The organism is Geobacillus jurassicus NBRC 107829 (genome assembly GCF_001544315.1).
In the GTDB taxonomy this organism is placed as follows: Bacteria; Bacillota; Bacilli; order Bacillales; family Anoxybacillaceae; genus Geobacillus; species Geobacillus jurassicus.
Genome location: NZ_BCQG01000048.1, coordinates 1 through 22,115, shown reverse-complemented (window position 1 = coordinate 22,115; position 22,115 = coordinate 1). Strand labels below are relative to the sequence as shown.

23 protein-coding genes are annotated in these 22,115 nt (G+C 53.1%); 6 read left to right on the top strand and 17 right to left on the bottom strand.

Going from position 1 to position 22,115, the window contains the following annotated elements:
- Nucleotides 1–38 precede the first annotated feature (38 nt).
- From ctaF to cyoE, 5 genes are all read right to left on the bottom strand, one after another.
- Nucleotides 39–371 (bottom strand): cytochrome c oxidase subunit IVB, encoded by a 333-nt coding sequence (ctaF, locus tag GJ1_RS13450; RefSeq protein WP_066233371.1) that lies wholly within the window; start codon nucleotides 369–371, stop codon nucleotides 39–41.
- 4 nt (nucleotides 372–375) lie between these two features.
- On the bottom strand, nucleotides 376–996 hold the full coding sequence (gene ctaE, locus GJ1_RS13445; RefSeq protein WP_011230584.1) for a cytochrome c oxidase subunit III: 621 nt from the start codon (nucleotides 994–996) through the stop codon (nucleotides 376–378).
- Nucleotides 996–2,867 carry a cytochrome c oxidase subunit I gene (gene ctaD, locus GJ1_RS13440; protein ID WP_066233368.1) on the bottom strand — a complete coding sequence of 624 codons (1,872 nt, stop codon included), beginning with the start codon at nucleotides 2,865–2,867 and terminating at the stop codon, nucleotides 996–998. The genes ctaE and ctaD overlap by 1 nt, the downstream gene beginning before the upstream one ends.
- Before the next feature lie 22 nt (nucleotides 2,868–2,889).
- On the bottom strand, nucleotides 2,890–3,963 hold the full coding sequence (coxB, locus tag GJ1_RS13435; protein WP_066233365.1) for a cytochrome c oxidase subunit II: 1,074 nt from the start codon (nucleotides 3,961–3,963) through the stop codon (nucleotides 2,890–2,892).
- Nucleotides 3,964–4,043: 80 nt separating this feature from the next.
- Nucleotides 4,044–4,973, bottom strand: a complete 930-nt coding sequence (gene cyoE, locus GJ1_RS13430; RefSeq protein WP_066233362.1) for a heme o synthase — start codon at nucleotides 4,971–4,973, stop codon at nucleotides 4,044–4,046.
- A gap of 382 nt (nucleotides 4,974–5,355) precedes the next feature.
- On the opposite strand from cyoE, the gene GJ1_RS13425 reads away from it, so the two are divergent.
- Nucleotides 5,356–6,309, top strand: a complete 954-nt coding sequence (locus GJ1_RS13425) for a COX15/CtaA family protein (RefSeq protein WP_157068392.1) — start codon at nucleotides 5,356–5,358, stop codon at nucleotides 6,307–6,309.
- Between the two features lie 73 nt (nucleotides 6,310–6,382).
- Here the strand turns inward: GJ1_RS13425 and pyc are convergent, their stop codons facing one another.
- The 3 genes from pyc to GJ1_RS13410 form a co-directional block, all read right to left on the bottom strand.
- Nucleotides 6,383–9,826, bottom strand: a complete 3,444-nt coding sequence (pyc, locus tag GJ1_RS13420; protein ID WP_066233357.1) for a pyruvate carboxylase — start codon at nucleotides 9,824–9,826, stop codon at nucleotides 6,383–6,385.
- A 62-nt stretch (nucleotides 9,827–9,888) separates the two neighbouring features.
- Nucleotides 9,889–11,100 carry a putative lipid II flippase FtsW gene (gene ftsW / locus GJ1_RS13415; RefSeq protein WP_066233353.1) on the bottom strand — a complete coding sequence of 404 codons (1,212 nt, stop codon included), beginning with the start codon at nucleotides 11,098–11,100 and terminating at the stop codon, nucleotides 9,889–9,891.
- A gap of 122 nt (nucleotides 11,101–11,222) precedes the next feature.
- Nucleotides 11,223–11,510, bottom strand: coding sequence for an Fpa/YlaN family protein (locus tag GJ1_RS13410; protein WP_013145884.1), 288 nt, complete (start codon nucleotides 11,508–11,510; stop codon nucleotides 11,223–11,225).
- 163 nt (nucleotides 11,511–11,673) lie between these two features.
- Between GJ1_RS13410 and GJ1_RS13405 the strand changes: the two genes are divergently transcribed.
- Nucleotides 11,674–12,180 (top strand): hypothetical protein, encoded by a 507-nt coding sequence (locus GJ1_RS13405; RefSeq protein WP_066233350.1) that lies wholly within the window; start codon nucleotides 11,674–11,676, stop codon nucleotides 12,178–12,180.
- Between the two features lie 191 nt (nucleotides 12,181–12,371).
- On the opposite strand, the gene GJ1_RS13400 is transcribed toward GJ1_RS13405, so the two are convergent.
- Nucleotides 12,372–13,703 (bottom strand): PhoH family protein, encoded by a 1,332-nt coding sequence (locus GJ1_RS13400; protein WP_066233346.1) that lies wholly within the window; start codon nucleotides 13,701–13,703, stop codon nucleotides 12,372–12,374.
- Between the two features lie 135 nt (nucleotides 13,704–13,838).
- On the opposite strand from GJ1_RS13400, the gene GJ1_RS13395 reads away from it, so the two are divergent.
- Nucleotides 13,839–14,441, top strand: coding sequence for a YhcN/YlaJ family sporulation lipoprotein (locus GJ1_RS13395; RefSeq protein WP_066233344.1), 603 nt, complete (start codon nucleotides 13,839–13,841; stop codon nucleotides 14,439–14,441).
- A gap of 75 nt (nucleotides 14,442–14,516) precedes the next feature.
- Nucleotides 14,517–14,717, top strand: a complete 201-nt coding sequence (locus GJ1_RS13390) for a YlaI family protein (protein ID WP_066233339.1) — start codon at nucleotides 14,517–14,519, stop codon at nucleotides 14,715–14,717.
- 62 nt (nucleotides 14,718–14,779) lie between these two features.
- On the opposite strand, the gene GJ1_RS13385 is transcribed toward GJ1_RS13390, so the two are convergent.
- The 3 genes from GJ1_RS13385 to typA form a co-directional block, all read right to left on the bottom strand.
- Complete coding sequence (locus GJ1_RS13385) at nucleotides 14,780–15,061, bottom strand: hypothetical protein (protein ID WP_066233337.1); 282 nt, start codon at nucleotides 15,059–15,061, stop codon at nucleotides 14,780–14,782.
- Nucleotides 15,058–15,366, bottom strand: a complete 309-nt coding sequence (locus GJ1_RS13380; protein WP_014195349.1) for a YlaH-like family protein — start codon at nucleotides 15,364–15,366, stop codon at nucleotides 15,058–15,060. Before GJ1_RS13380 ends, GJ1_RS13385 begins: the two co-directional genes overlap by 4 nt.
- Nucleotides 15,367–15,456: 90 nt before the next feature.
- Nucleotides 15,457–17,301, bottom strand: coding sequence for a translational GTPase TypA (gene typA / locus GJ1_RS13375; RefSeq protein WP_066233334.1), 1,845 nt, complete (start codon nucleotides 17,299–17,301; stop codon nucleotides 15,457–15,459).
- 118 nt (nucleotides 17,302–17,419) lie between these two features.
- On the opposite strand from typA, the gene GJ1_RS18720 reads away from it, so the two are divergent.
- The gene (locus GJ1_RS18720) at nucleotides 17,420–17,590 is read left to right on the top strand and encodes a DUF5325 family protein (protein WP_167346123.1); all 171 of its coding nucleotides are present in this window, start codon (nucleotides 17,420–17,422) and stop codon (nucleotides 17,588–17,590) included.
- A 50-nt stretch (nucleotides 17,591–17,640) separates the two neighbouring features.
- Here the strand turns inward: GJ1_RS18720 and GJ1_RS13370 are convergent, their stop codons facing one another.
- From GJ1_RS13370 to GJ1_RS13355, 4 genes are all read right to left on the bottom strand, one after another.
- Nucleotides 17,641–18,435, bottom strand: a complete 795-nt coding sequence (locus GJ1_RS13370) for an inositol monophosphatase family protein (RefSeq protein ID WP_066233331.1) — start codon at nucleotides 18,433–18,435, stop codon at nucleotides 17,641–17,643.
- Between the two features lie 103 nt (nucleotides 18,436–18,538).
- Complete coding sequence (locus GJ1_RS13365) at nucleotides 18,539–18,727, bottom strand: YkzI domain-containing protein (RefSeq protein ID WP_011230567.1); 189 nt, start codon at nucleotides 18,725–18,727, stop codon at nucleotides 18,539–18,541.
- Nucleotides 18,728–18,851: 124 nt separating this feature from the next.
- Nucleotides 18,852–19,145 carry a UPF0223 family protein gene (locus GJ1_RS13360; RefSeq protein WP_066233326.1) on the bottom strand — a complete coding sequence of 98 codons (294 nt, stop codon included), beginning with the start codon at nucleotides 19,143–19,145 and terminating at the stop codon, nucleotides 18,852–18,854.
- A 16-nt stretch (nucleotides 19,146–19,161) separates the two neighbouring features.
- Nucleotides 19,162–20,121, bottom strand: coding sequence for an NAD(P)H-dependent flavin oxidoreductase (locus GJ1_RS13355; RefSeq protein WP_066233323.1), 960 nt, complete (start codon nucleotides 20,119–20,121; stop codon nucleotides 19,162–19,164).
- Between the two features lie 158 nt (nucleotides 20,122–20,279).
- Between GJ1_RS13355 and GJ1_RS13350 the strand changes: the two genes are divergently transcribed.
- Nucleotides 20,280–21,752 carry an aminotransferase class I/II-fold pyridoxal phosphate-dependent enzyme gene (locus GJ1_RS13350; protein WP_066233320.1) on the top strand — a complete coding sequence of 491 codons (1,473 nt, stop codon included), beginning with the start codon at nucleotides 20,280–20,282 and terminating at the stop codon, nucleotides 21,750–21,752.
- Nucleotides 21,753–21,865: 113 nt separating this feature from the next.
- On the opposite strand, the gene GJ1_RS13345 is transcribed toward GJ1_RS13350, so the two are convergent.
- On the bottom strand, nucleotides 21,866–21,991 hold the full coding sequence (locus GJ1_RS13345) for a GapA-binding peptide SR1P (RefSeq protein ID WP_066233317.1): 126 nt from the start codon (nucleotides 21,989–21,991) through the stop codon (nucleotides 21,866–21,868).
- Nucleotides 21,992–22,115 lie beyond the last annotated feature (124 nt).

Genomic DNA, 22,115 nt, shown 5'->3' with positions numbered 1-22,115 from the left:
AAGGGGAAACCGGCGCAAAACCGATTCCCCCCTTTCACTTACCACCAAATGACTGTCGTAAACGCCCAAACAAGAAGAAGCATGACCGCCACGCCACCGTAAATAAACATCGCCGGAAATTCGTGGCCTTTATGGCTCATGTGCATGAAATAATAGAGCTGAAACGCCACTTGCACGGCGGCCAAAAGCAAAATAAACGGAACGACAAACCAATGGGAAAACTCTTCGTAACCAACGGCGGCGAAAGCGATGAGCGTCAGCAAAATCATCAAGACGAACGCGATCACCTGATGGCGCATCTCTTCCGCGTTTTTCCGCCGGCGATACGCCAAGTCGACGCGTTCATTTCCGGAATTCGTTTGGTTCGCCATACGTTCACCCCACCATTCCCATTAAATATACGACGGTAAAAATGAACACCCAGACGACGTCGATAAAGTGCCAATACAGGCTCGCAACGTAAAATTTCGGGGCGTTGTACAAGTTCAACCCGCGTTTGGCGTTGCGGATCATGAGCGTTAAAATCCAAAGCAACCCAAACGCAACGTGGCTTCCGTGCGTGCCAACGAGCGTGTAGAAAGCTGAAGCGAAGGCGCTCGTCGTAAACTTATGGCCTTCATGCACATATTCGTTGAACTCGTAAATTTCAAGGCCCAGAAAGCCGGCGCCAAGCAAAACGGTAATGCCAAACCAAAGCTGCATCTTTTTAAAATCAAAGTTTTTCATATGATAAATGGCATACACGCTCGTCAAGCTGCTCGTCAACAGAAGCATCGTCGCCATGAACACAACCGGCATTTGGAACAGCTCTTCAGCAGAAGGGCCGCCATTCGTTTTGTCTTTGAGCGCCAAATAGGTGGCGAAGAGAGAGGCGAACAGCACCGTCTCTCCGCCTAAAAACAGCCAGAAGCCGAGAAATTTGTTTTTCCCTTCAAGGGTGGCGCGTTCCGGCGCGGCCGGAAACGTCTCGGCCGTCAGTTTTTCCTCTGCATGCATCAGGCGTTCGCCCCCTTCTTCTCAAGTTCAAGCACTTCTTCTTTATGGATGTGGAAGCCGTGATCATCGATCACCGAGCGCAAGAACATCGAACCGAGCGTAATGAGCAGGCCGAGAATGCCGACCGGCAAGCCCCATCCGGCGTCGTTATGATACGTAAAGCCGAAGGCGGCGACAAACAGGCCGAACGCGATGACAAACGGCAGGAACGACGAATTCGGCATATGGATGTCGCCAAGCGGCTCCGCCGGCGTCAATTCTTTTTTGCCTTCCATTTTTTCAAGCCAGAAGGCGTCCAAGCCGCGGACAAGCGGTGTTTGCGCAAAGTTGTACACCGGCGGCGGCGAAGCGATCGCCCATTCGAGCGTGCGGCCGTCGCCCCATGCATCGCCCGGCACTTTTTCCCCTTTTACCGTCGTAATCACAATGTTAATGAGCAAAATGACCGTTGCGATGGCCATAAAGAACGCACCGACCGTGCTGACGAAATTCCCTGTCTCCCATCCTTGGTTCGGCAAGTACGTGAACACGCGGCGCGGCATCCCCGTCAAACCGAGGAAGTGCTGAATAAAGAACGTCAAATGGAAGCCGATAAAGAACAGCCAGAACGTAATTTTGCCGAGCGTTTCGTTCAACATGCGGCCAAACATTTTCGGCCACCAATAATGCGTGCCGGCAAGCAAAGCGAACACAACCCCGCCGACAATGACGTAATGGAAGTGAGCGACGACGAAATAGCTGTCATGGTATTGATAGTCGGCAGCAGCTGCTGAAAGCATAACCCCGGTCACCCCGCCCATGACGAACGACGGGATGAAGGCGACCGCATAATGCATCGGCGTCGTAAACTTGATGCTTCCGCCCCACATCGTAAACAGCCAGTTGAAAATTTTGACTCCTGTCGGAACGGCGATCGTCATCGTCGCGACGGCAAAGATGGCGTTCGCAATCGGCCCCATTCCGACTGTAAACATATGGTGCGCCCACACCATGAAGCCTAAGAACGCGATGAGCACCGTCGCAAACACCATTGACGAATAGCCGAACAGCCGCTTGCGCGAGAACGTCGCAAAAATTTCTGAGAAAATACCGAAAGACGGTAATATCAAAATATACACTTCAGGATGGCCGAACACCCAGAACAAGTGTTCCCAAATGATCGTATTGCCGCCGGCAGCCGGATTAAAGAAGTTGCCGCCGAACAGCCGATCCATCATCATAAAAATCAACCCAACGGTCAACGGCGGAAACGCGAACAAAATGAGCGCCGAGGTCACAAACGTCGCCCAGGTGAACATCGGCATGCGCATAAATGTCATGCCCGGGGCGCGCATATTGATGATCGTCACAAGAAAGTTAATGGCACCCATGATGGTTCCGAAGCCGGAAATTTGCAATCCGAGCGTGTAAAAGTCAATGCCGTGATGCGCTTTCGACTCAAGCGACAGCGACGCGTACGACGTCCATCCGGCATCCGGCGCACCGCCTAAAAACCACGAACAGTTCAAAAACAGCCCGCCAAAGAAAAACATCCAAAACCCAAGCGCGTTCAAAAACGGGAACGCGACGTCGCGCGCGCCGATCTGCAACGGAATGACGGCGTTCATGAACGCGAAAAGAAGCGGCATCGCAGCCAAGAAAATCATCGTCGTCCCGTGCATCGTCAGCACTTCGTTGTACAGCCCGCCGACCAGAAAATCGTTGTTCGGCTTCGCGAGCTGAATGCGGATGAACAACGCTTCGAGACCGCCGAGCAGAAAGAAAATCCCGCCAGCAATCAAGTACAGATGGGCGATTTTTTTATGGTCGACCGTTGTCAAGTAATCCCATAAAACGGCGCCAACACCCTTTTTGCGAGCGATCGTACTCACAGCGAAACCTCCCTTTTATGCCTTATTCCACTTTTAAGCTCATCAAATATTTCGCCAATGCATCAATTTGTTCTTCTGTCAGTTTGCCATATGTACCTGTCATTTTATTTCCAGGTTTGACGCTTTCAGGGTCTCTAAGCCATTTTTTCAAGTTCTCTTCATTATGCTCCAAAATGCCGGCAATCCGTTCGCGATCGCCAAAGTTCGCCAAATTCGGCGCCGTGCGCGCTTGCTCTGGGCGCTTGTCCAACGGTGTTACGGCATGGCAACCAATACAGCTTTTGTTGAAAATGGCTTCCCCTTGTTTGGCGACCGGATCGGTGACAACCGGTTTTTTCGCGTTTTGCATCTTTTTCACCCACGCATCAAACTGATCGCGCGGCAACGGACGGACTTTAAAGTCCATCAATGCATGCGACGGACCGCAAAGCTCCGCGCACTTGCCGTAAAAGACGCCGCCGGCTTTGTCTGTCGCTTTCTGATCAAACACGAGCCAAAATTGGTTTTTGTTGTCCGTGTTCGTATCCATTTTGCCGCCGACCGCCGGAATCCAGAACGAGTGTTTGACATCCGACGCGATCAAGTTGAAATACACTTTTTCATTCGTCGGCACAACTAAATCTTGGCTTGTAATAATGCCGTAGTCCGGATATTCAAACTCCCACCAGTACAAGTTGGCGCGCACATTGACAACGACCGTGCCTTTTTTATCGCGGTCTTTGTCATTCATCGCCTTCACATCAGCCAGTTTAAACGTTGTCAATACCGTTGGCACCGCCAAAATGAGCAGGAGGATGATCGGAATGACAGTCCAAATAATTTCCAGCTTATGGCTCCCTTCCACTTGCTTCGGGATTTTATTTTCTTCCCCCTTGCGCCGCCGGAAGCGGATGACAACGTAAACGAAGATAATCGCTACGACGACAATGACGAGCACCATGATCGACGTGCTCAACAGCATGAGCGAATACTGCATGTCCGCTACTTCACCGGCGGGCTGGAGCGTCGATAAAAACGGCTTGCCGCAGCCGGTGAGCAACAGCGCCATCATCCCGAACAGGGAAAATAAGCGCCAGTTACGCAGCCCTTTCTTCATAGCCTAATCAAACCCCTCTTTCTTTGATGGATGGATAAATGTATATAAATTCTTTCACAAAGAAAGAATTTTACCTTAATTCACCAAAGCGTGGCGATGACCATCGCCACGAACAAAATCGTCAAATAGTTGAGCGAATAGACGAACATCCACTTCGCCCATTTGATGTCATCTTTCATTTTCAAGCCCCACAAACCGAGCAGCAGCCAGCCGACATTGAGCAACGTGGCAACCGTTAAAAACGGCACGCCGAGCGAGAACAAGTAAAACGGCAACGGCAGCAAACACGCCACCCAAACGATGATTTGCCGCTTCGTCATGGCAAACCCGTGGACGACCGGCAGCATCGGAATGCCGGCAGCGCGGTATTCTTCGCATCGCTTCATCGCCAATGCCAAAAAGTGCGGCGGCTGCCATAAAAACATGATTAAAAACAGGATGAGCGGAACAATATGGAAATCCGGATCGACCGCCGTCCAGCCGATTACCGGCGGCACCGCGCCGGAAATGCTGCCGACAACGGTGTTGATCGTGTAATGGCGCTTCGTCCAAAGCGTGTATAAAAAGACGTATGTCACCACACCGATCAATCCGACGACCGCAGCCGTAACCGTTGTCATAAGCAGGCTCATCTCGCCGATCACGACAAGCGCCGCCCCAAGCCAAAGAACCCGCCGCGGATCCATCGTCCCCGTGACAGTCGGGCGCGCTTTCGTCCGCTCCATATACCGGTCGATGTCACGGTCAATGAAGTTGTTGATGCTGCACGAACCAGCGATGACAAGCGCCGCTCCGAACAGCGTGAAAAAGACGAGATGCAAGTTCTCCAAAAAACGTTCCCCGGTAAAATAAAACGCCAGCCACATTCCGGCGAACGTTGTAATCAAATTGGAATTGACAATTCCGATTTTCACAACAGACGACCATTCTTTCCAAAGCGCCTTGACACCGGCCTGCGGACGATGCCCCGCATCGGCCGCGGCTTGATGCACCGCTTTCAAATCGGCCATTTCTCCTGTTCCTCCTCGCTGCGCCGCCCCATCCATGCAGACAGCGCCATCATAGTGCCTGAAATTCCTTCCAATGCGCAATAACAAAAACGGGCTGTTTTCTCTTTATATTAAATCACATTTTTTTCTCAGTATGTGAACTTTTTTTGAATAATTTGTGTCAAATTTTTGAATCCGTACACTCCAAATGGCTCATTCGCTTGTCCCATTAATATTTCTAGCAAACTTAATCGACTTATTCAATATGCAAACGTCATTTTGTGTTTCCCAGCGCCATCGTGTAAAATAGACTTGGCTTGGCAACACGGTTGGCTGCAATAAAATCCATCACTTTACTAATATGGACAAAATCACAATTTCTCAATACAAGAAGGTGAAGATTTTGCAACGTTCACTGAAATGGTTTGCCTCGGCGACCACGTTGGCGATGCTGTTTGTCCTGATCGGCGGGGCGCTCGTGACAAAAACCGGCTCCGGCATGGGGTGCGGCCGATCATGGCCGCTGTGCAACGGCCAATGGGTGCCGGATGACATTACGCCCGAGCTCGTCATCGAGCTGAGCCATCGACTCGTTTCCGGCCTTGCCGGCATCATGGTGCTCATCCTTTCCATTTGGGCGTGGCGAGCCATTGGCCATGTGCGAGAGACGAAGTTTTTGGCCGTCATATCGTTCGTCTTTCTTGTCTTGCAAGGGCTGATCGGCGCCGCCGCGGTCGTGTGGGGGCAGTCCGATTTCGTTTTAGCTCTGCATTTCGGCATTTCGCTCATTTCGTTTGCCGCTGTGCTGCTGTTGACGCTGCTCATTTTTGAAATCGACAAAAAGTTTTCCGCCGCTTCGCTTTCGCTTGACGGCAAAATGAAGTTTCATATTTACGGCATCATCATCTACTCATACATCGTCGTGTACACCGGGGCGCTCGTGCGCCATACGAACGCCAGCCTCGCCTGTCCGAGCTGGCCGCTTTGCTCGAAAACGCGCCTCCTCCCGGTTCAGTTTCATGAATGGGTGCAGATGGGCCATCGATTGGCGGCTGCTGCCATTATCATTTGGATCGCCGCCGCCGCAATACACGCCGCCCGCCATTACCGCAGGCAGCCGGTCATCTACTACGGGTGGATCATCGCCCTTTTTCTCGTGCTCGCGCAAATGACGACTGGAGCGCTTATCGTTTTTACGGAGCTGAATTTGTACATCGCCTTGGCGCACGCCTTTTTCATCTCCTGCCTGTTCGGCGTGCTCAGCTATTTATTGCTTTTGGCGCTCCGCACCCGCCGCGCGCCGGTAAAAGCCGCCGGCCATTCGCCAGGGGAAGCGGCGCCGGCCGCGTTGAAATGACGGCCATCCACCCGCAAACCAAAAGGGATGCCCGCAAACGTTGGGCATCCCTTTTTGTGCGGTATAGACCGTTTTATTTGGACAGCTCAATCAGCAAATCGCCCGCCTGAATGGCGTCGCCGCTTTTGACGTAAATGTCTTTGACAATGCCGGCAAACGGCGCCTGCACCGTCGTTTCCATCTTCATCGCTTCCGTGACCATCAAATGGTCGCCTTTATCGACTTTCTCGCCTTTTTCGACAAGCACTTTGACGACGGTGCCCGGCATCGTCGCCGCGATGTGGTTCGGGTTCGTCCGGTCCGCCTTGATGCGCTCAGCGACAGCCGCTTTGATGCTTTCATCGCGGATGATGACTTCGCGCGGCTGGCCGTTCAGCTCAAAGTAGACGACGCGCGTGCCGTCCGCCTGCGGCTGACCGATCGACACAAGCTTGACGATGAGCGTTTTCCCACGCTCAATCTCCACTTCAATTTCCTCGCCAAGGCGCATTCCGTACAAGAACGTCGGCGTGTCGAGCACCGAGATGTCGCCGTATTTTTCGACCGTTTCAGCATACTCCAAAAACACTTTCGGATAAAGCGCATAGGCAATGGCGTCAAAGTCGGTCACTTCGCGGCCGAGCTTGTCGTACAGCTCCTGCTTGATTTGTTCGAAATCAACCGGCTCGAGCAGCTCGCCCGGACGGACGGTGATCGGCTCGCGCCCTTTCAAAATAATGCGCTGCAACTCTTTCGGGAACCCGCCGTGCGGCTGGCCTAAATAGCCTTCGAAAAACTCAACGACGGAATCCGGGAAATTGAGCGTTTCGCCGCGTTCAAAAATGTCTTGCTCCGTCAAATTGTTTTGCACCATGTAAAGCGCCATGTCGCCGACGACTTTCGACGATGGCGTCACTTTGACGATATCGCCGAACAAGTCGTTGACGCGGCGATACATTTCTTTCACTTCATCCCAACGATCACCGAGGCCGACTGCTTTCGCCTGCTGCTGCAAGTTGCTGTACTGGCCGCCCGGCATCTCATGCATGTACACTTCCGTATGCGGCGCGTTCATGCCGCTTTCAAACTCTTGATAAAATTTGCGCACGTCTTCCCAATAGCGAGCTAACTGCTCGAGGCCGTAAATGTCAACCTCCGGCGCCCGCTCCGTTCCTTCAAGCGCATAGTAGAGCGTATTGGCGCTTGGCTGCGACGTCAAGCCAGCCATCGAGCTGACGGCAACATCGACGATATCGACGCCGGCTTCAATCGCTTTGGCGTACGTGTAAATGCCGTTGCCGCTCGTATCGTGCGTATGCAAATGGATCGGGATGCTGACCGTCTCCTTGAGCGCCGAGATGAGCACGTACGCCGCCTGCGGCTTCAACAGACCGGCCATATCCTTAATGCCTAAAATGTGCGCTCCGGATTGCTCGAGTTCTTTCGCCAACGCTTTGTAATAATCCAAATTGTATTTCGGCCGGTTCGGGTCCAAAATATCGCCCGTATAGCAAATGGCCGCCTCGGCGATTTTCCCGCTCTGGCGGACGGCGTCGATCGCCACCGTCATCCCTTTGACCCAGTTTAAGCTGTCGAAAATGCGGAAGACATCAATCCCGGCTTGCGCCGATTTTTCAACGAACTCGCGGATAACGTTGTCCGGATAGTTTTTATATCCCACGGCGTTGGCAGAACGGAGCAGCATCTGGAACAATACGTTCGGGATGCGCTCGCGCAGCTTCAAAAGGCGGTCCCACGGATCCTCCTTTAAAAAGCGATACGCCACGTCAAACGTCGCCCCGCCCCACATTTCAAGCGAGAACAAATTCGGCAATAGGCGCGCCGTCGGCTCAGCTATACGCAACAGATCGATCGTGCGCACCCTTGTTGCCAACAGCGACTGATGGGCGTCGCGGAACGTCGTATCCGTCAGCAAAACGCGCGATTGCTCTTGAATCCAGCGAACGAGCCCTTCAGGTCCGCGCTCATCCAAAATTTGTTTCGTTCCCGCTGGAATCGGCGCCGTTTGGCTCACCTTCGGCACGCGCGGCTTGTCAAACACCGGCTTTTTCTTTTTCCCGATGCCCGGGAAGCCGTTGACCGTCACCGTGCCGATGTACGTGAGCATTTTCGTCCCGCGGTCTTTCCGGCGCGGGAACACAAACAGCTCCGGCGTCGTATCGATGAATGACGTATCGTATTCCCCCGACAAAAATTTCGGGTGCTGAACGACGTTTTCCAAAAACGGAATGTTCGTCTTAATGCCGCGGATGCGGAATTCGCGCAAGTTGCGCAGCATTTTTCTTGCCGCCTGTTCAAACGTTAAAGCCCACGTCGACACTTTCACGAGCAACGAATCGTAATACGGCGTAATAACCGCCCCCTGGAAGCCGTTTCCGGCGTCCAAGCGCACGCCAAAGCCGCCGCCTGAGCGGTACGCCATGATTTTTCCGGTATCCGGCATAAAATTGTTGAGCGGGTCTTCCGTCGTCACCCGCGACTGAATGGCATAGCCGTTGATGCGGATGTCTTCCTGCTTCGGAATGCCGACTTCCGGGCTGTGGAGCGAAAAACCGTCGGCGATTAAAATTTGCGACTGAACGATGTCAATCCCGGTGATCATTTCGGTGATCGTATGCTCAACTTGAATGCGCGGATTGACTTCGATGAAATAAAAATCATCCCCGGAGACGAGAAACTCAACCGTGCCAGCGTTGACGTAACCGACGCTTCTCATGAGCCGGACCGCCGCCTCGCAAATGCGCTCGCGCAACTCGTCCGACAGCGAGACGCTTGGCGCGACTTCCACGACTTTTTGATGGCGGCGCTGCACCGAGCAGTCGCGTTCATAAAGATGAACGATGTTTCCTTCATGGTCGCCCAAAATTTGCACTTCGATATGCTTCGGCTTTTCGATCAGCTTTTCGACATAGACGTCGTCGCTGCCAAACGCCGCTTTCGCTTCCGACTTGGCGCGCTCAAACGCTTCCTTCACTTCCGACTTCGAGCGGACGATGCGCATGCCGCGGCCGCCGCCGCCAAGCGCCGCCTTGATGATGATCGGGTATCCGTGCGTTTCGGCAAAGCGGACGACTTCTTCAAGGCCGCCAACCGGTCCGTCGCTTCCCGGGATGACGGGAATGCCCGCCTTCATGGCCGCATGGCGCGCTTTCACTTTATCGCCGAACATATCCAAATGGTCTTCGTTCGGTCCGATGAAAATGATCCCCTCTTCGCGGCACCGTTTGGCAAATTGAATGTTTTCCGACAAAAACCCATAACCTGGGTGGATGGCATCGACATCGTGGGCTTTGGCGATCTCAATGATGCCTTCAATGTCCAAGTAGGCTTCGATCGGCTTTTTCCCTTCTCCGACTAAATACGCCTCATCCGCTTTGTAGCGGTGGTACGATCCGGCGTCTTCCTTCGAATAAATCGCCACCGTGCGGATATCAAGCTCCGTGCAGGCGCGGAAAACGCGAATGGCGATCTCTCCGCGGTTGGCTACAAGCACTTTGCGAATTCGTCTTGTCCTCATTCTGTCCCTCCTCCTTTATTTAATAAAAGTATAAAAGTTTTGCCGATTTGTAAATACACTTTCTAAAAAGTCAGACCTCTTTTCTGTTTGCTGACCATCGTTTTTTCAGCTTTTTTATACCGTTGTTCGTACTTTGCAAACATAGAAATGTTCACAAGCAGACCGAGCGAAGCCATTGTCAGGACAAGCGACGTTCCCCCGTAGCTGACGAGCGGCAGCGGCACCCCTGTAATCGGAATAAGGCCAACGACTCCACCAACGTTAATGAACGTTTGAAAGCCGATCATGACGGAGATGCCGATCGCAAGCAGGCTCCCAAACGCATCGTGGGAGCGGCGGGCGATCCAAAGCCCGCGCAGCACGATAAACGCCAATAATCCAAGCGTGAACGCTACACCAAATAAGCCGAGCTCTTCGGCGATGACCGCCATAATAAAATCGGTGTGCGACTCCGGCAGGTAGCCGTACTTTTGAATGCCTTTGCCAAGCCCTACTCCTTTCAGCCCGCCAAGCCCGATCGCCAAATACGAATTAACGAGCTGGTAGCCATCGCCGTTTGCGTATTGAAATGGATCCAAAAAGCTGTAAAGACGCGACATCCGTTCAGGAGAAAAAATTTTTTTGCCGGCAACCGGGAGCCAAAACGGCGACAGCACCGTCCCGATCAAGGTGAAAAAAAGCAGCTGCTTCAGAAGCAACACGAGGCGCAACCCGGACGAAACGATGATGCACATCGCGATGACAAACACGATCGCCGCCGTGCCAAAGTCCGGTTGCACGGCGATCAAAAAGCAAATAAAAAGCGTATAATAAATGGGGAACAAATTGCTTTTCGCCGGCTCAGCCAGCCGCTTCCGTTTGTTGGCGAACGCTGCGGCCAAGTATAAAATCAAGCCGAGCTTCGCGAGCTCCGCCGGCTGCATGGAGAGCGCCCCGACGCGAAACCAGCTTGTTGCGTTGTTGGCCGTATGGCCGAGAAAAGCGACGGCGATAAGCATCAATGGAGAAGCAAAAAAGACGAGCTTCACCCATCGCTCCGCCCGCCACACTTTATACGGAATCGCCATCATGATGGCGAACGCGATGAATCCGGCAATCAGCCACAGTTTTTGCCGCTCGTAAAAATAGTCGCTTGGCACTTCAAAGCGGATGACAGCGGTGACCATGCTCGAGCTGTACACCATAATCAATCCGAACAACGACAGCATGATGACCGCAGCAATGAGCGGATAATCGTAACATTTCAACACTTTTTTCCATAATTGTCGCTCCATCGTTCCTCTTCTCCGTAAACACGTATGTACATAAAATCATTCGCAGCGGCGCGCCGTCTTCCTGCCGAAAAACAGAAAAACTCAAACGACGGGGAACCAATCGTTTGAGTTGCCTTATATTCTTATCGCACGCGCTTTTTAGCCACGGCCTCGTGCAACGCGGAAAGTTCGCGCTCAAGCCGGTCAAGGAGCGCCTTTCCGTCTTTCGCCTCCACAAGCCCGAGGCGCACCGCAAAATCAATTTCCCGCGACAAGCCGAACATTTGCGTGTCGAGCACTTCTTCATATACCGGACATTGCGGCATCGTCAAATGGTCCATTTGCACGCGGATGAGTTGAATGATTTTCTCTGCATCCGCTTGTAAAAGCGCGTACGCCTTCTCCCGATAGCTCATCGATTCGTCCGTCACATCGATCCCTCCGTTCTCTCCCCTATCCTTCTTTAAATCTTAACGTGAAACAAGCCATTTTGCAAGTTGAAACCGTTGACGTCCGTACAGCTTGGAACATGACAAACGCCTTATGTATTTATTATACTAAAAACAATGGGACATGCAGAGGAGAGGATGCTTCATGAACGATGTTATTGTGCTGACAGGAAAAGTAAAGTTTACGATCACGCTTGACCCCGGCGTCTGGATTTTCGACGACCGGAAAGTGGACATGGATACGTATTTTTCGGAGCCAACCCCAAAGCCGGCGGAAGCTGAGCAGGAAGAAGAGGAAATCAAAAAGCTGTCAGCGTTTTGGGACCGGGAAATTCAAGAGGGTGCCGTCTTCCCGCCGACGTTGAAAACAGAGCGGCGTTTTTTGAAGCAGAAAATCATCACCGGCTCGTTCGGCATGCCGTTTGCCCCGTTTTTGCGAAACGCTGAGCCGCATGAAGACGCGTCTGAACTTGTCATTGAGACGGAACATGGAGAAACAGTGATCCCTCTGGAAAAGGCGTACGACCTGATTTTCGCTTTTTCCAAAAACGGAAAACCGTTGCGCGACGACGGTCCGGTGCACATTTATTTTGACGACGGCTCCAACCGCGAGGCGCCGATTACTCATGTGCGTCGGCTCGTCGTCCGATGACCGGGCGCCCCTTGTGGGGGGCGGCCCGGTGTTTGAGCTTTTTACGCCTTCAACCGCCTCAAGCGCTTTGAACCCAGATGTTTTCCACAGCGCTCCGGGCGGCGGGCGTCTTTAGAAATGTTCGCGGCATCGGGCCGCGCGCCTGGCACCCGTTCTTTCTTAATCGGCGGACGCTCTGAGGAACGCCTAAGCTACAGCAAATCAGCGGCAAGCTGGGCGAGCGCCGAACGCTCCCCTTTGATGAGCCGGATATGACCGGCGATTTTTTGGTCTTTAAACTTTTCGACGACGTACGTCAACCCGTTGTTATATTCATCCAAATACGGGTGGTCGATCTGTTCCGGGTCGCCCATTAAAATGATTTTGCTTTTTTCCCCGACGCGCGTCAAAATCGTCTTCACTTCATGCTTCGTTAAATTTTGCGCCTCATCAATGATGATAAACTGCTCCGGCAGGCTCCGACCGCGGATGTACGTGAGCGCCTCCACTTCAATCGAGCTCATGCCGGCTAAAATCGCATCGAGCTCCCCCGGTTTTTTCGTGTTGAACAAGTATTCCAAGTTGTCAAAAATCGGCTGCATCCACGGGCGCAGCTTTTCTTCTTTTTCTCCCGGCAGAAAGCCGAGATCTTTCCCCATCGGCACGATCGGCCGAGCGACGAGCAATTTTTTGTACGTGCACAAATCTTCCGTTTGCATCAACCCGGCGGCAAGGGCGAGCAGCGTCTTGCCTGTCCCGGCTTTGCCGATCATCGTCACAAGCGGGATATCGTCGCGCATGAGAAGCTCAAACGCCATCGTCTGTTGCACGTTGCGCGGGCGAATTCCCCATATATGCTCGTGATGGAAGACAAGCTTTTTCACTTTTTTGCCGTTTTGATCGACAATGCCAATCGCCGACGCCGAGCTGCCAAACGCATCTTTCATAATGATGAACTGGTTCGGATAAAACGGGTGGTCGGCGATGTCGGCGAGCACGAGCTCCCCTTTGTCGTAAAACCGCTGCAGGTGATCCTTTCCTATGTACAGCTCCAAAAATCCGCTGTAAATATGGTCGACATCGACAACGCGGTCGCTTAAAAAATCTTCCGCCTGCAGCCCGATCGCATCCGCTTTGACGCGCACGAGCGCATCTTTGCTCACCAAAATGACGGAGCGCCCATCTTCCTTCGCCTGCTCCTCCAGCGATAAATTTTTCGCCACCGCTAAAATGCGGTTGTCATTTGTTTTTTCGACAAAAATTTCTTGCAGTTGATGAAATGAACGATGGTTCAGTTCAATGCGCAGCACCCCTCCATTTTCAAGCGGAATTTTCTCATGCAACTTGCCGTTTTCGCGCAGGCGGTCGATGAGCTTTGACACTTGGCGAGCATTCCTCCCGATTTCATCCATATACCGTTTTTTCGAATCCACTTCCTCAAGCACGACTGCCGGAATGACGACCTCATTATCCTCAAATGAGAAAATGGAATACGGGTCTTGCAAGAGCACGTTCGTATCAAGCACGTAAATTTTTTTTCCCAAATTCCGCTTCCCCCCATGTGAGAGTTTTTCACGTTTTGTCGGTCGGATGGGAATGGCTGTAATACAGCATATGAAAAAATGTATAAAGATAGAAGGACATTTGCAAACTAAAGAAAAAAGTCGAGGTGGCCCATCATGAAGAGAAACTGTTGGCTCGCCGCTTTCTTCCTTCCCCTTTTGCTTTTCAGCGGCTGCACATTTGGAAACGATCATGAAGCGAACGAACCCAATCGTTCGCTCGTACGCGTCAAAAACACGGTCGATGAACGCGTCGAAAACAAATCCGGGCAAGAGATCGCCCGCCGGCTTGCGGAAATCGCTGACCGTGTTCCGAACGTCCACGATGCCGCTGCGATCGTTGTCGGCAAATACGCCATCGTCGGCATTGACGTCGGCGCCAATATGGACGCCTCGCGCGTCGGCACCATCAAATATTCCGTTGCCGAAGCGTTGCAAAAAGATCCGTACGGCGCGAACGCCATTATTGTCGCCGACCCGGATCTTTACACCCGCGTGCGCAACATCGGCCGGCAAATCGATGAGGGGCGGCCGGTGCAAGCGTTCATGAACGAAATCGCCGACATCGTCGGGCGGGTCATGCCGGAAGTGCCGAGCGACTTGTTTGAAACGACACCGCCGCGACCGACCGAAGAAAACGATGGACAGCTGAACGAACGGGAGGAACGGCAGCTGAACGAACGGCAAAACAAACAATCGAATGAACATTTAAATCGCTAAACGGTTCCGCGCGGCTATGGTATAATGGAATGGGGGAAACAACCTGCTATTTCGCTTTTCATTTTGAGGTGAACGATGAGAGTCAAATGCGTGCTTTGCGATCGAATCGATACGATCGACGATGAATCGCCGCTTGCCAAACGGCTGCGCAACCGCCCGATCCATACGTACATGTGCCGCGACTGCCACGACCGCATCGCCAAAAAAACAAAGCGGCGGCTGGCGACGGGAAAATTCCGCTTCTACCGCGGCCGCCGGGCGGACGATGATTGGTGATCCCCCAAGAAAACGAGCGGCGCTGAAAAAGCAACCGCTTTTCAGCGCCGTTTTGACTGCCATCATCCGTACTTTTCCGGTTCGGCTTCGATCTGCCGCCACATCGCCTCAGCGAGCTCAAGCGGGAAACACGCCGCCTCTGTTTCCCCGCCGCGCACATATTCGACGATGTATTGCCCGTTCGTTTCATCTTTGACGGCGTCTACGGCCGTCACACCAAAGTCGTTTTCCAACATGGCGCGGAAAAACGAGGCCGTATCGCGCGCCGCCGCATCGTGCGGACGGGCTTCGGCGACGATGTGGATCGTCAGCCAGTTATAAAGGGCATCCTGCACGGATTTCATGACTTTTCTCCCTCTTTCGCCTGCTTCAGACGCACTTTATAAATGATTAATACGAGGGCGGCGACGGCCAATCCTTCTGCCACCGGCAAAAAGACCGCAAAAAAGGTCAAAACCGTGCAGCCAAGCGCCAGCAATACGTAAATGATGACGTTTTTCAACAGCGGCAGGCGGCGGGCAAAACCGAGCCGGTACACAAGAGCGGCCAGCAGCAACACTGTGACGTACAATAGCCACATACCGCGCTCGGGATTGTCGTGAACCTTATAAAGCGAGGCGAAAAACGTCAACCTTTCGAGCACATTCACACCGTTCCCTCCCGTTTACCCCAATAGCGCCCTTCTCCAAGGCGTTTTCGATTGTTCGCAAAACCGCAGCCGTGCGCGCGGCGCTTCCGGCTACTTCGCCTGCTCGACCGCTTTCTTTTTCTTCTCCGCCTTTTCGCGTTCGCTTTTGTTCAAGATTTTTTTGCGCAGCCGGATCGAGGTTGGCGTCACTTCGCAATATTCGTCGTCATTCAAATACTCAAGCGCTTCTTCGAGCGTCAACAGGCGCGGCTTTTTCATCGTCACCGTCTGTTCTTTCGTCGACGAGCGCATGTTGGTGACATGCTTTTCCCGGCAAATGTTGACAACCAGGTCGTTTTCGCGATTGTGTTCGCCGACGATCATCCCTTCGTACACTTCAGTGCCCGGCTCAACAAAAATCGTGCCGCGGTCTTCAAGCTGCATGATGCTGTAAGCTGTCGCCTTGCCGGTTTCCATCGAAACGAGCACCCCTTGGCGGCGGCCGCCGATCGCGCCAGGCTGCACAGGGGCATAATGGTCAAACGAATGGTTTAAAATGCCGTACCCGCGCGTCAGCGACATAAATTCGCTTCGATAGCCGATCAAGCCGCGCGACGGCACGAGAAAGACGAGGCGCACCTGCCCGTTGTCGCCGTGCACCATATCGACGAGCTCGCCCTTGCGGCTGCCGAGCGATTCCATAATCGCTCCCGTATATTCTTCCGGGATGTCGATGACGACCCGCTCAATCGGCTCGCATGTCACACCGTCCACCTCTTTTAGGATGACTTCCGGCTTTGATACTTGCAGTTCGTATCCTTCGCGGCGCATGCTTTCAATCAAAATCGCCAAATGAAGCTCCCCGCGGCCGGAGACGATCCACGCATCCGGCGACTCGGTCGGTTCGACGCGCAGGCTGACGTCGGTTTCGAGCTGAGTGCGAAGCCGCTCCTCCAGCTTTCTCGCCGTCACGTATTTGCCTTCGCGCCCCGCAAACGGGCTGTTGTTGACGAGAAACGTCATTTTCAACGTCGGCTCATCAATGCGAAGCGGCGGCAACGGCTCTTGATGATCGGGCGGGCAAACCGTTTCGCCGACGTTGATGTCTTCCATTCCAGCGACCGCGACAATATCCCCAGCGTGCGCCTCCTCGATCTCGATCCGCTTCAACCCGATAAAGCCAAACATCTTCGTGACACGAAACATTTTGACCGCCCCGTCGCGCTTTAAAAGGGCGACTTGCTGGCCGGTTTTCATCGTGCCTCGGAAAATGCGGCCGATGCCGATGCGCCCGACGTATTCGTTGTAATCGAGCAGCGCCACTTGAAATTGCAACGGCTCGTGGCGGTTGTCCGCCGGCGCCGGAATATGGCGGATGATCGTCTCAAACAAGGCGGTCATGTCCCCATCTTGCCGGTTCGGGTCGAGGCTTGATGTCCCGCGCAGCGCCGATGTGTACACAACCGGAAACTCAAGCTGCCCCTCGGAAGCGCCGAGTTCGATAAACAGATCGATCACCTCATCGACGACTTCCGCCGGCCGGGCGAATTCGCGGTCGATTTTATTGACAACGACGATCGGCACGAGCTGCTGCTCAAGCGCCTTTTTCAACACGAACCGCGTTTGCGGCATGCAGCCTTCATACGCGTCGACGACAAGCAAGACGCCGTCGACAAGGCGCATGATCCGCTCCACTTCCCCGCCGAAATCGGCATGCCCCGGCGTATCCAAAATGTTGATGCGCGTTCCCTTATACAAGACAGCCGTATTTTTCGCCAAAATCGTAATGCCGCGCTCCCGCTCCAAATCGTTGCGGTCAAGCGCCCGCTCTTCGACTTGTTCGTTTTCGCGGAACGTCCCCGACTGCCGAAGCAGCTGGTCAACGAGCGTCGTTTTCCCATGGTCGACGTGAGCGATGATCGCGATATTGCGAAGATCGGTTCGTTTGTTCGTCAATGTCGGTCACTCCTGTTAGGCAAACTGCTTGTCTATTATATCACAACCGATAGAAAATCGGCATGTTTTCCGGTACACTAGAAAAAGACGCCCACTTTGCCAGAAAGGAGTCAACGAGATGAAACGGATCAAGCCTGTACCGCTGTTGCTCGCCATTCTTGCGGTCGCCGCCATCATGGCGATCGGCGTCTTCATCGCCGAGCAAAGCTTGATCGGCATCGCCGCTTCCACGCTCATCTTCATCGCCGTCATGGGCGCGGGGTTCGCCCATAAAAAACGAATGCGCTGAAAAACGGGACAAGATGGACGCTTGTCCCGTTTTCGCGGTTCCATGCCTCGTCAAAAGTGAAGATAGCGCCGCAAAATTTCTTCGTGCACCCCGGGTTTCGCAGCAAGCACCGAATTGCGGCCAAGCAGATCGAGCGGCTTCCCGTCAAGCGTCGTCACCAATCCACCCGCTTCCTCAATCAAAATCATCCCGCCGGCGAAATCCCACGGCGACAGGCGCGGCGAAATGTAAGCATCGAGACGCCCGGCAGCAACATACGCGAGCTCGAGCGCCGCTGAGCCATATGAGCGCGTTCCGCGCGCCTCTTTCGCCAGCCGCACGAGCGGGCGATGGTCGATGCGCCTGTTTTCCATCAGCCATGTCGCATTGACGGCGATGACTGATTCAGCCACTGATGCCGGTTGCAAGCGGCCAAGCGGCTCACCGTTGACAAACAGCCCACGCCCTTTTTGCGCTGCATACAACTCGTCAGACACAACATCATACACATAGCCGAGACGTCCGGCACCATCTTCAAAAATGCCGATCGATACAGCAAAATGGCGCCGCTGATGAACAAAATTCATCGTGCCGTCGATCGGGTCAATCACCCAAACAACGCCGTCCAAGGCGTCGATCCGATCACCGAATCCTTCTTCCCCCAACAGGCGGTGGCTAGGAAACTGGCGGCGGATCTGCTCGGCGAAAAACTGCTCAATGCCCCGGTCGACGTTCGTCACTAAGTCGTTCGGGTGCTCTTTCGCTTCCACTGTCAGCTGTTCAGCAAACGAGGCGCGGATTCGCTTTCCTGCTTCGTCGATCCATTGCCGGGCGTATCGGTCGATCTCTTCCCATTTTTCTGCCATGTTGATTCCTCCTGCCTTCGGTTATGTATATAGCAGCTGGAAAGGGGGCGGACACCGCTCAAGAAAAAAACGAACCGGAAAGATGGTTCGCCTTGAATAAGGATCATACTTGAAGGCGCATCAGTTCTTGGCGCAGCTTTTCAAGCCGCCGTTTGCACTCTTTTTTCTTTTCTTCATCGTTTTCCATCATAGCTTCGTACAGCGTCGCTAATTCGTAATCGAGTTCGAGCCGCAACACCGCCATGCGTTTGTCTCCATCTGGCCGCTTCAGCGAATTGGCGGTTTTTTTCATTTTCGTCCGCACCCCTTTCCCTATCATCCGCTAAACTTCCGGCGCCCGTCACCGAATGTGCTGCTTCATTTTGTTTTATATTATATTATGTGGAAAAAGGGGTGTATGCAACTAATTTGTGCGTTTACCTACCGCGCTTCCCCTGTGGCTCGATGCGAATCCAATCGCCGTTTTTTGCCTCTTTCGCCTTCTTCATGGCCGCATATGACGAGTAGCCGCTTTCTTTTTCAAATTCGTTATACAGCCGGTTTTCTTCACTTTTCGATGGGACGATCTCTTTGAAACGACGGTAGACATCCATCAGCTCCTCGCGCCTCATCCCCCGCTCATAAACGGTTTCGATTGCCGTGAAAAATTGAATGACATCAATGATTTCTTTTGTCGACCAATCATAGGAAAACGGGTATGAATAGCCCATGATTTCACCCCCGCCATTAGTTTGCCCAACGGCGCCGAATTTGTTCCGCCTCTTCGATCATGCGGGCAAACAGCTCAGCTACGGACGGAACGTCGTGAATGAGCCCGATCGCCTGCCCAGCCCAGGCGAATCCTTCATCCACCTTTCCTTCGTAAATGAAGCGCCGGTTCGCTTCTCCACTAATATATTCTTTTAAATCATCATATGTGCCGCCTTGGCGCTCGATTTCCAATATTTGTTCCGCCCAGGCGTTGGCCAGCACCCGCCCGGGCGCCCCGAGCGACCGTTTAATGATCACCGTATCGTTTTCGGTGGCGTTGAGGATCATTTCTTTATACGCGGGATGAGCATGGACGCATTCTTTCGTGGCGATAAACCGCGTTCCCATCTCAATCCCTTCCGCTCCAAGCGCCAATGCTGCCATCAACCCGCGTCCATCGGCAATGCCGCCCGAGGCGATGACCGGGATCGATACGGAGTCAACGACTTTCGGAATGAGGACGAACGTGCCAGTATCGTACTTGCCGAGATGCCCGCCCCCTTCTTGGCCGACGACCATCACCGCATCAGCGCCAAGCTCCTCCGCTTTCACTGCCTGGCGGACGGCGGCGACGAGCACGAGCTTTTTCACGTTTGTTCCTTTCAATTGTTCAAAAAACGGCGCCGGATTGCCGCCGGTGACCGAAACGACCGGCACCCCCTCATCCAGCGCCGCTTCAAGCATATGAGCAAACGGGCGGCCGTGCTGGCCGATGGCGAAATTGACGCCGAACGGCCGATCAGTTTTTTCCTTCACCTTGCGGATTTCCTCGCGCAACTGCTCCGGACCATCGAGCGACATCGACGTAATTTGTCCGAGCCCGCCGGCGTTCGAGACCGCTGCGGCCAAATCAGCGTACGCCAAGTAGGCGAGTCCTCCTTGAATGATCGGATATGTAATGCCGAGCAGTTCTGTCACTCTCGTTTTCCACTCCATTAACATAATGCCCCCTTTTTGTTTTGTCCTTCTTTTATTTCTCTCTTGAGCCGCTGTTTTCCTTTTTCAGCGTCCATTCATTTCTTCTTTGCAAACGGAAAAATCCATGCTATAATGCATTTTGTTTTATCTTCGAGGTAAAGAGGTGTGAAAAACCATTGTCGCAGCTCGAAACACCATTGTTTACCGGTTTGTTGAAGCATATGAAAAAAAATCCGGTTCAATTTCACATTCCCGGCCATAAAAAGGGGGCCGGCATGGATCCAGAGTTTCGCGCTTTCATCGGGGACAACGCCTTGGCGATTGATTTGATCAACATCAGCCCGCTCGATGACTTGCATCATCCAAAGGGGATGATTAAGCGGGCGCAGGAGCTCGCTGCCGAAGCGTTCGGCGCCGATTATACGTTTTTCTCGGTGCAAGGAACAAGCGGCGCCATCATGACGATGGTCATGTCGGTCGCCGGACCGGGCGATAAAATCATCGTGCCGCGCAACGTCCATAAATCGGTCATGTCAGCCATTGTCTTTTCCGGAGCGACGCCGATTTTCATTCATCCCGAAATCGACAAGGAGCTTGGCATTTCCCATGGCATTACGCCGCAAGCAGTGGAAAAAGCGCTCCGCCAGCACCCGGACGCCAAAGGGGTGCTCGTCATCAACCCAACGTACTTTGGCATTGCCGGCGATTTGAAAAAAATCGTCGATATCGCCCACTCATACAACGTTCCGGTGCTGGTCGACGAAGCGCACGGTGTGCACATTCATTTTCATGAGGACTTGCCGCTCTCAGCAATGCAAGCGGGCGCCGATATGGCGGCGACAAGCGTCCATAAGCTCGGTGGATCGCTGACGCAAAGCTCGATTTTGAACGTGCGCGAAGGACTCGTCTCAGCAAAACACGTTCAGGCGGTTTTAAGCATGCTGACGACGACCTCAACATCGTATTTGCTGCTCGCTTCGCTTGATGTCGCCCGCAAACAGTTGGCGACGAAAGGGCGTGAACTCATCGACCAAGCCATTCGCCTCGCCAACTGGACACGCCGGCAAATCAACGAGATTCCGTATTTGTACTGCGTCGGCGAAGAAATTTTAGGCACGGAAGCGACGTACGACTACGATCCGACGAAGCTCATCATTTCCGTTAAAGAGCTCGGACTGACCGGCCATGACGTCGAGCAATGGCTGCGCGAAATGCACAACATCGAAGTCGAGCTTTCCGATTTATACAACATTTTGTGCATCATCACCCCGGGCGACACCGAGCGGGAGGCGGGTCTGCTCGTTGAAGCGCTCCGCCGTTTGTCGCAGCAGTTCAGCCATCAGGCAGAGAAAGGGGTCAAGCCGAAAGTGCTCCTTCCGGACATCCCGGCGCTCGCCTTGACACCGCGCGATGCGTTTTACGCTGAAACGGAAGTCGTGCCGTTTCATGAGTCGGCCGGCCGGATCATCGCCGAATTTGTGATGGTGTATCCGCCTGGCATTCCGATTTTTATTCCAGGCGAAATCATCACGGAAGAAAACTTGAAATATATTGAGACGAACTTGGCTGCTGGCCTCCCTGTCCAAGGACCGGAAGACGACACGCTGCAGACGTTGCGCGTCATTAAAGAATATAAACCAATCCGCTGACCGCACAAGCCGGTTTGCCCGGCTTGTGTTTTTTGCGCCAAAATAAACGACGCGCATGTGACTTGTCGACATGCGCGCCTCTATCCATTCCTTCCCCCATTAGTTTGACCGTTTTACTCTCTTTCTCCGCCCTCGTTGTCATGCTCGCAGCAATCGCATTTTCCGTAAAGCATTGTCACTTTTTCATCTTCAAAATACGCAATCGTCGCATCACACGTTTGGCATACGATCGTGCCCATCCCCAAAACCCCTTTGTGATGATAAATTCCGTTGTTGACTTTATAATAATATATCACATTTCGGTTGTCAATCCTAATTTGTATATCACATTTAATCAAAAGGGAATTTTTTTGCAATCGCTCG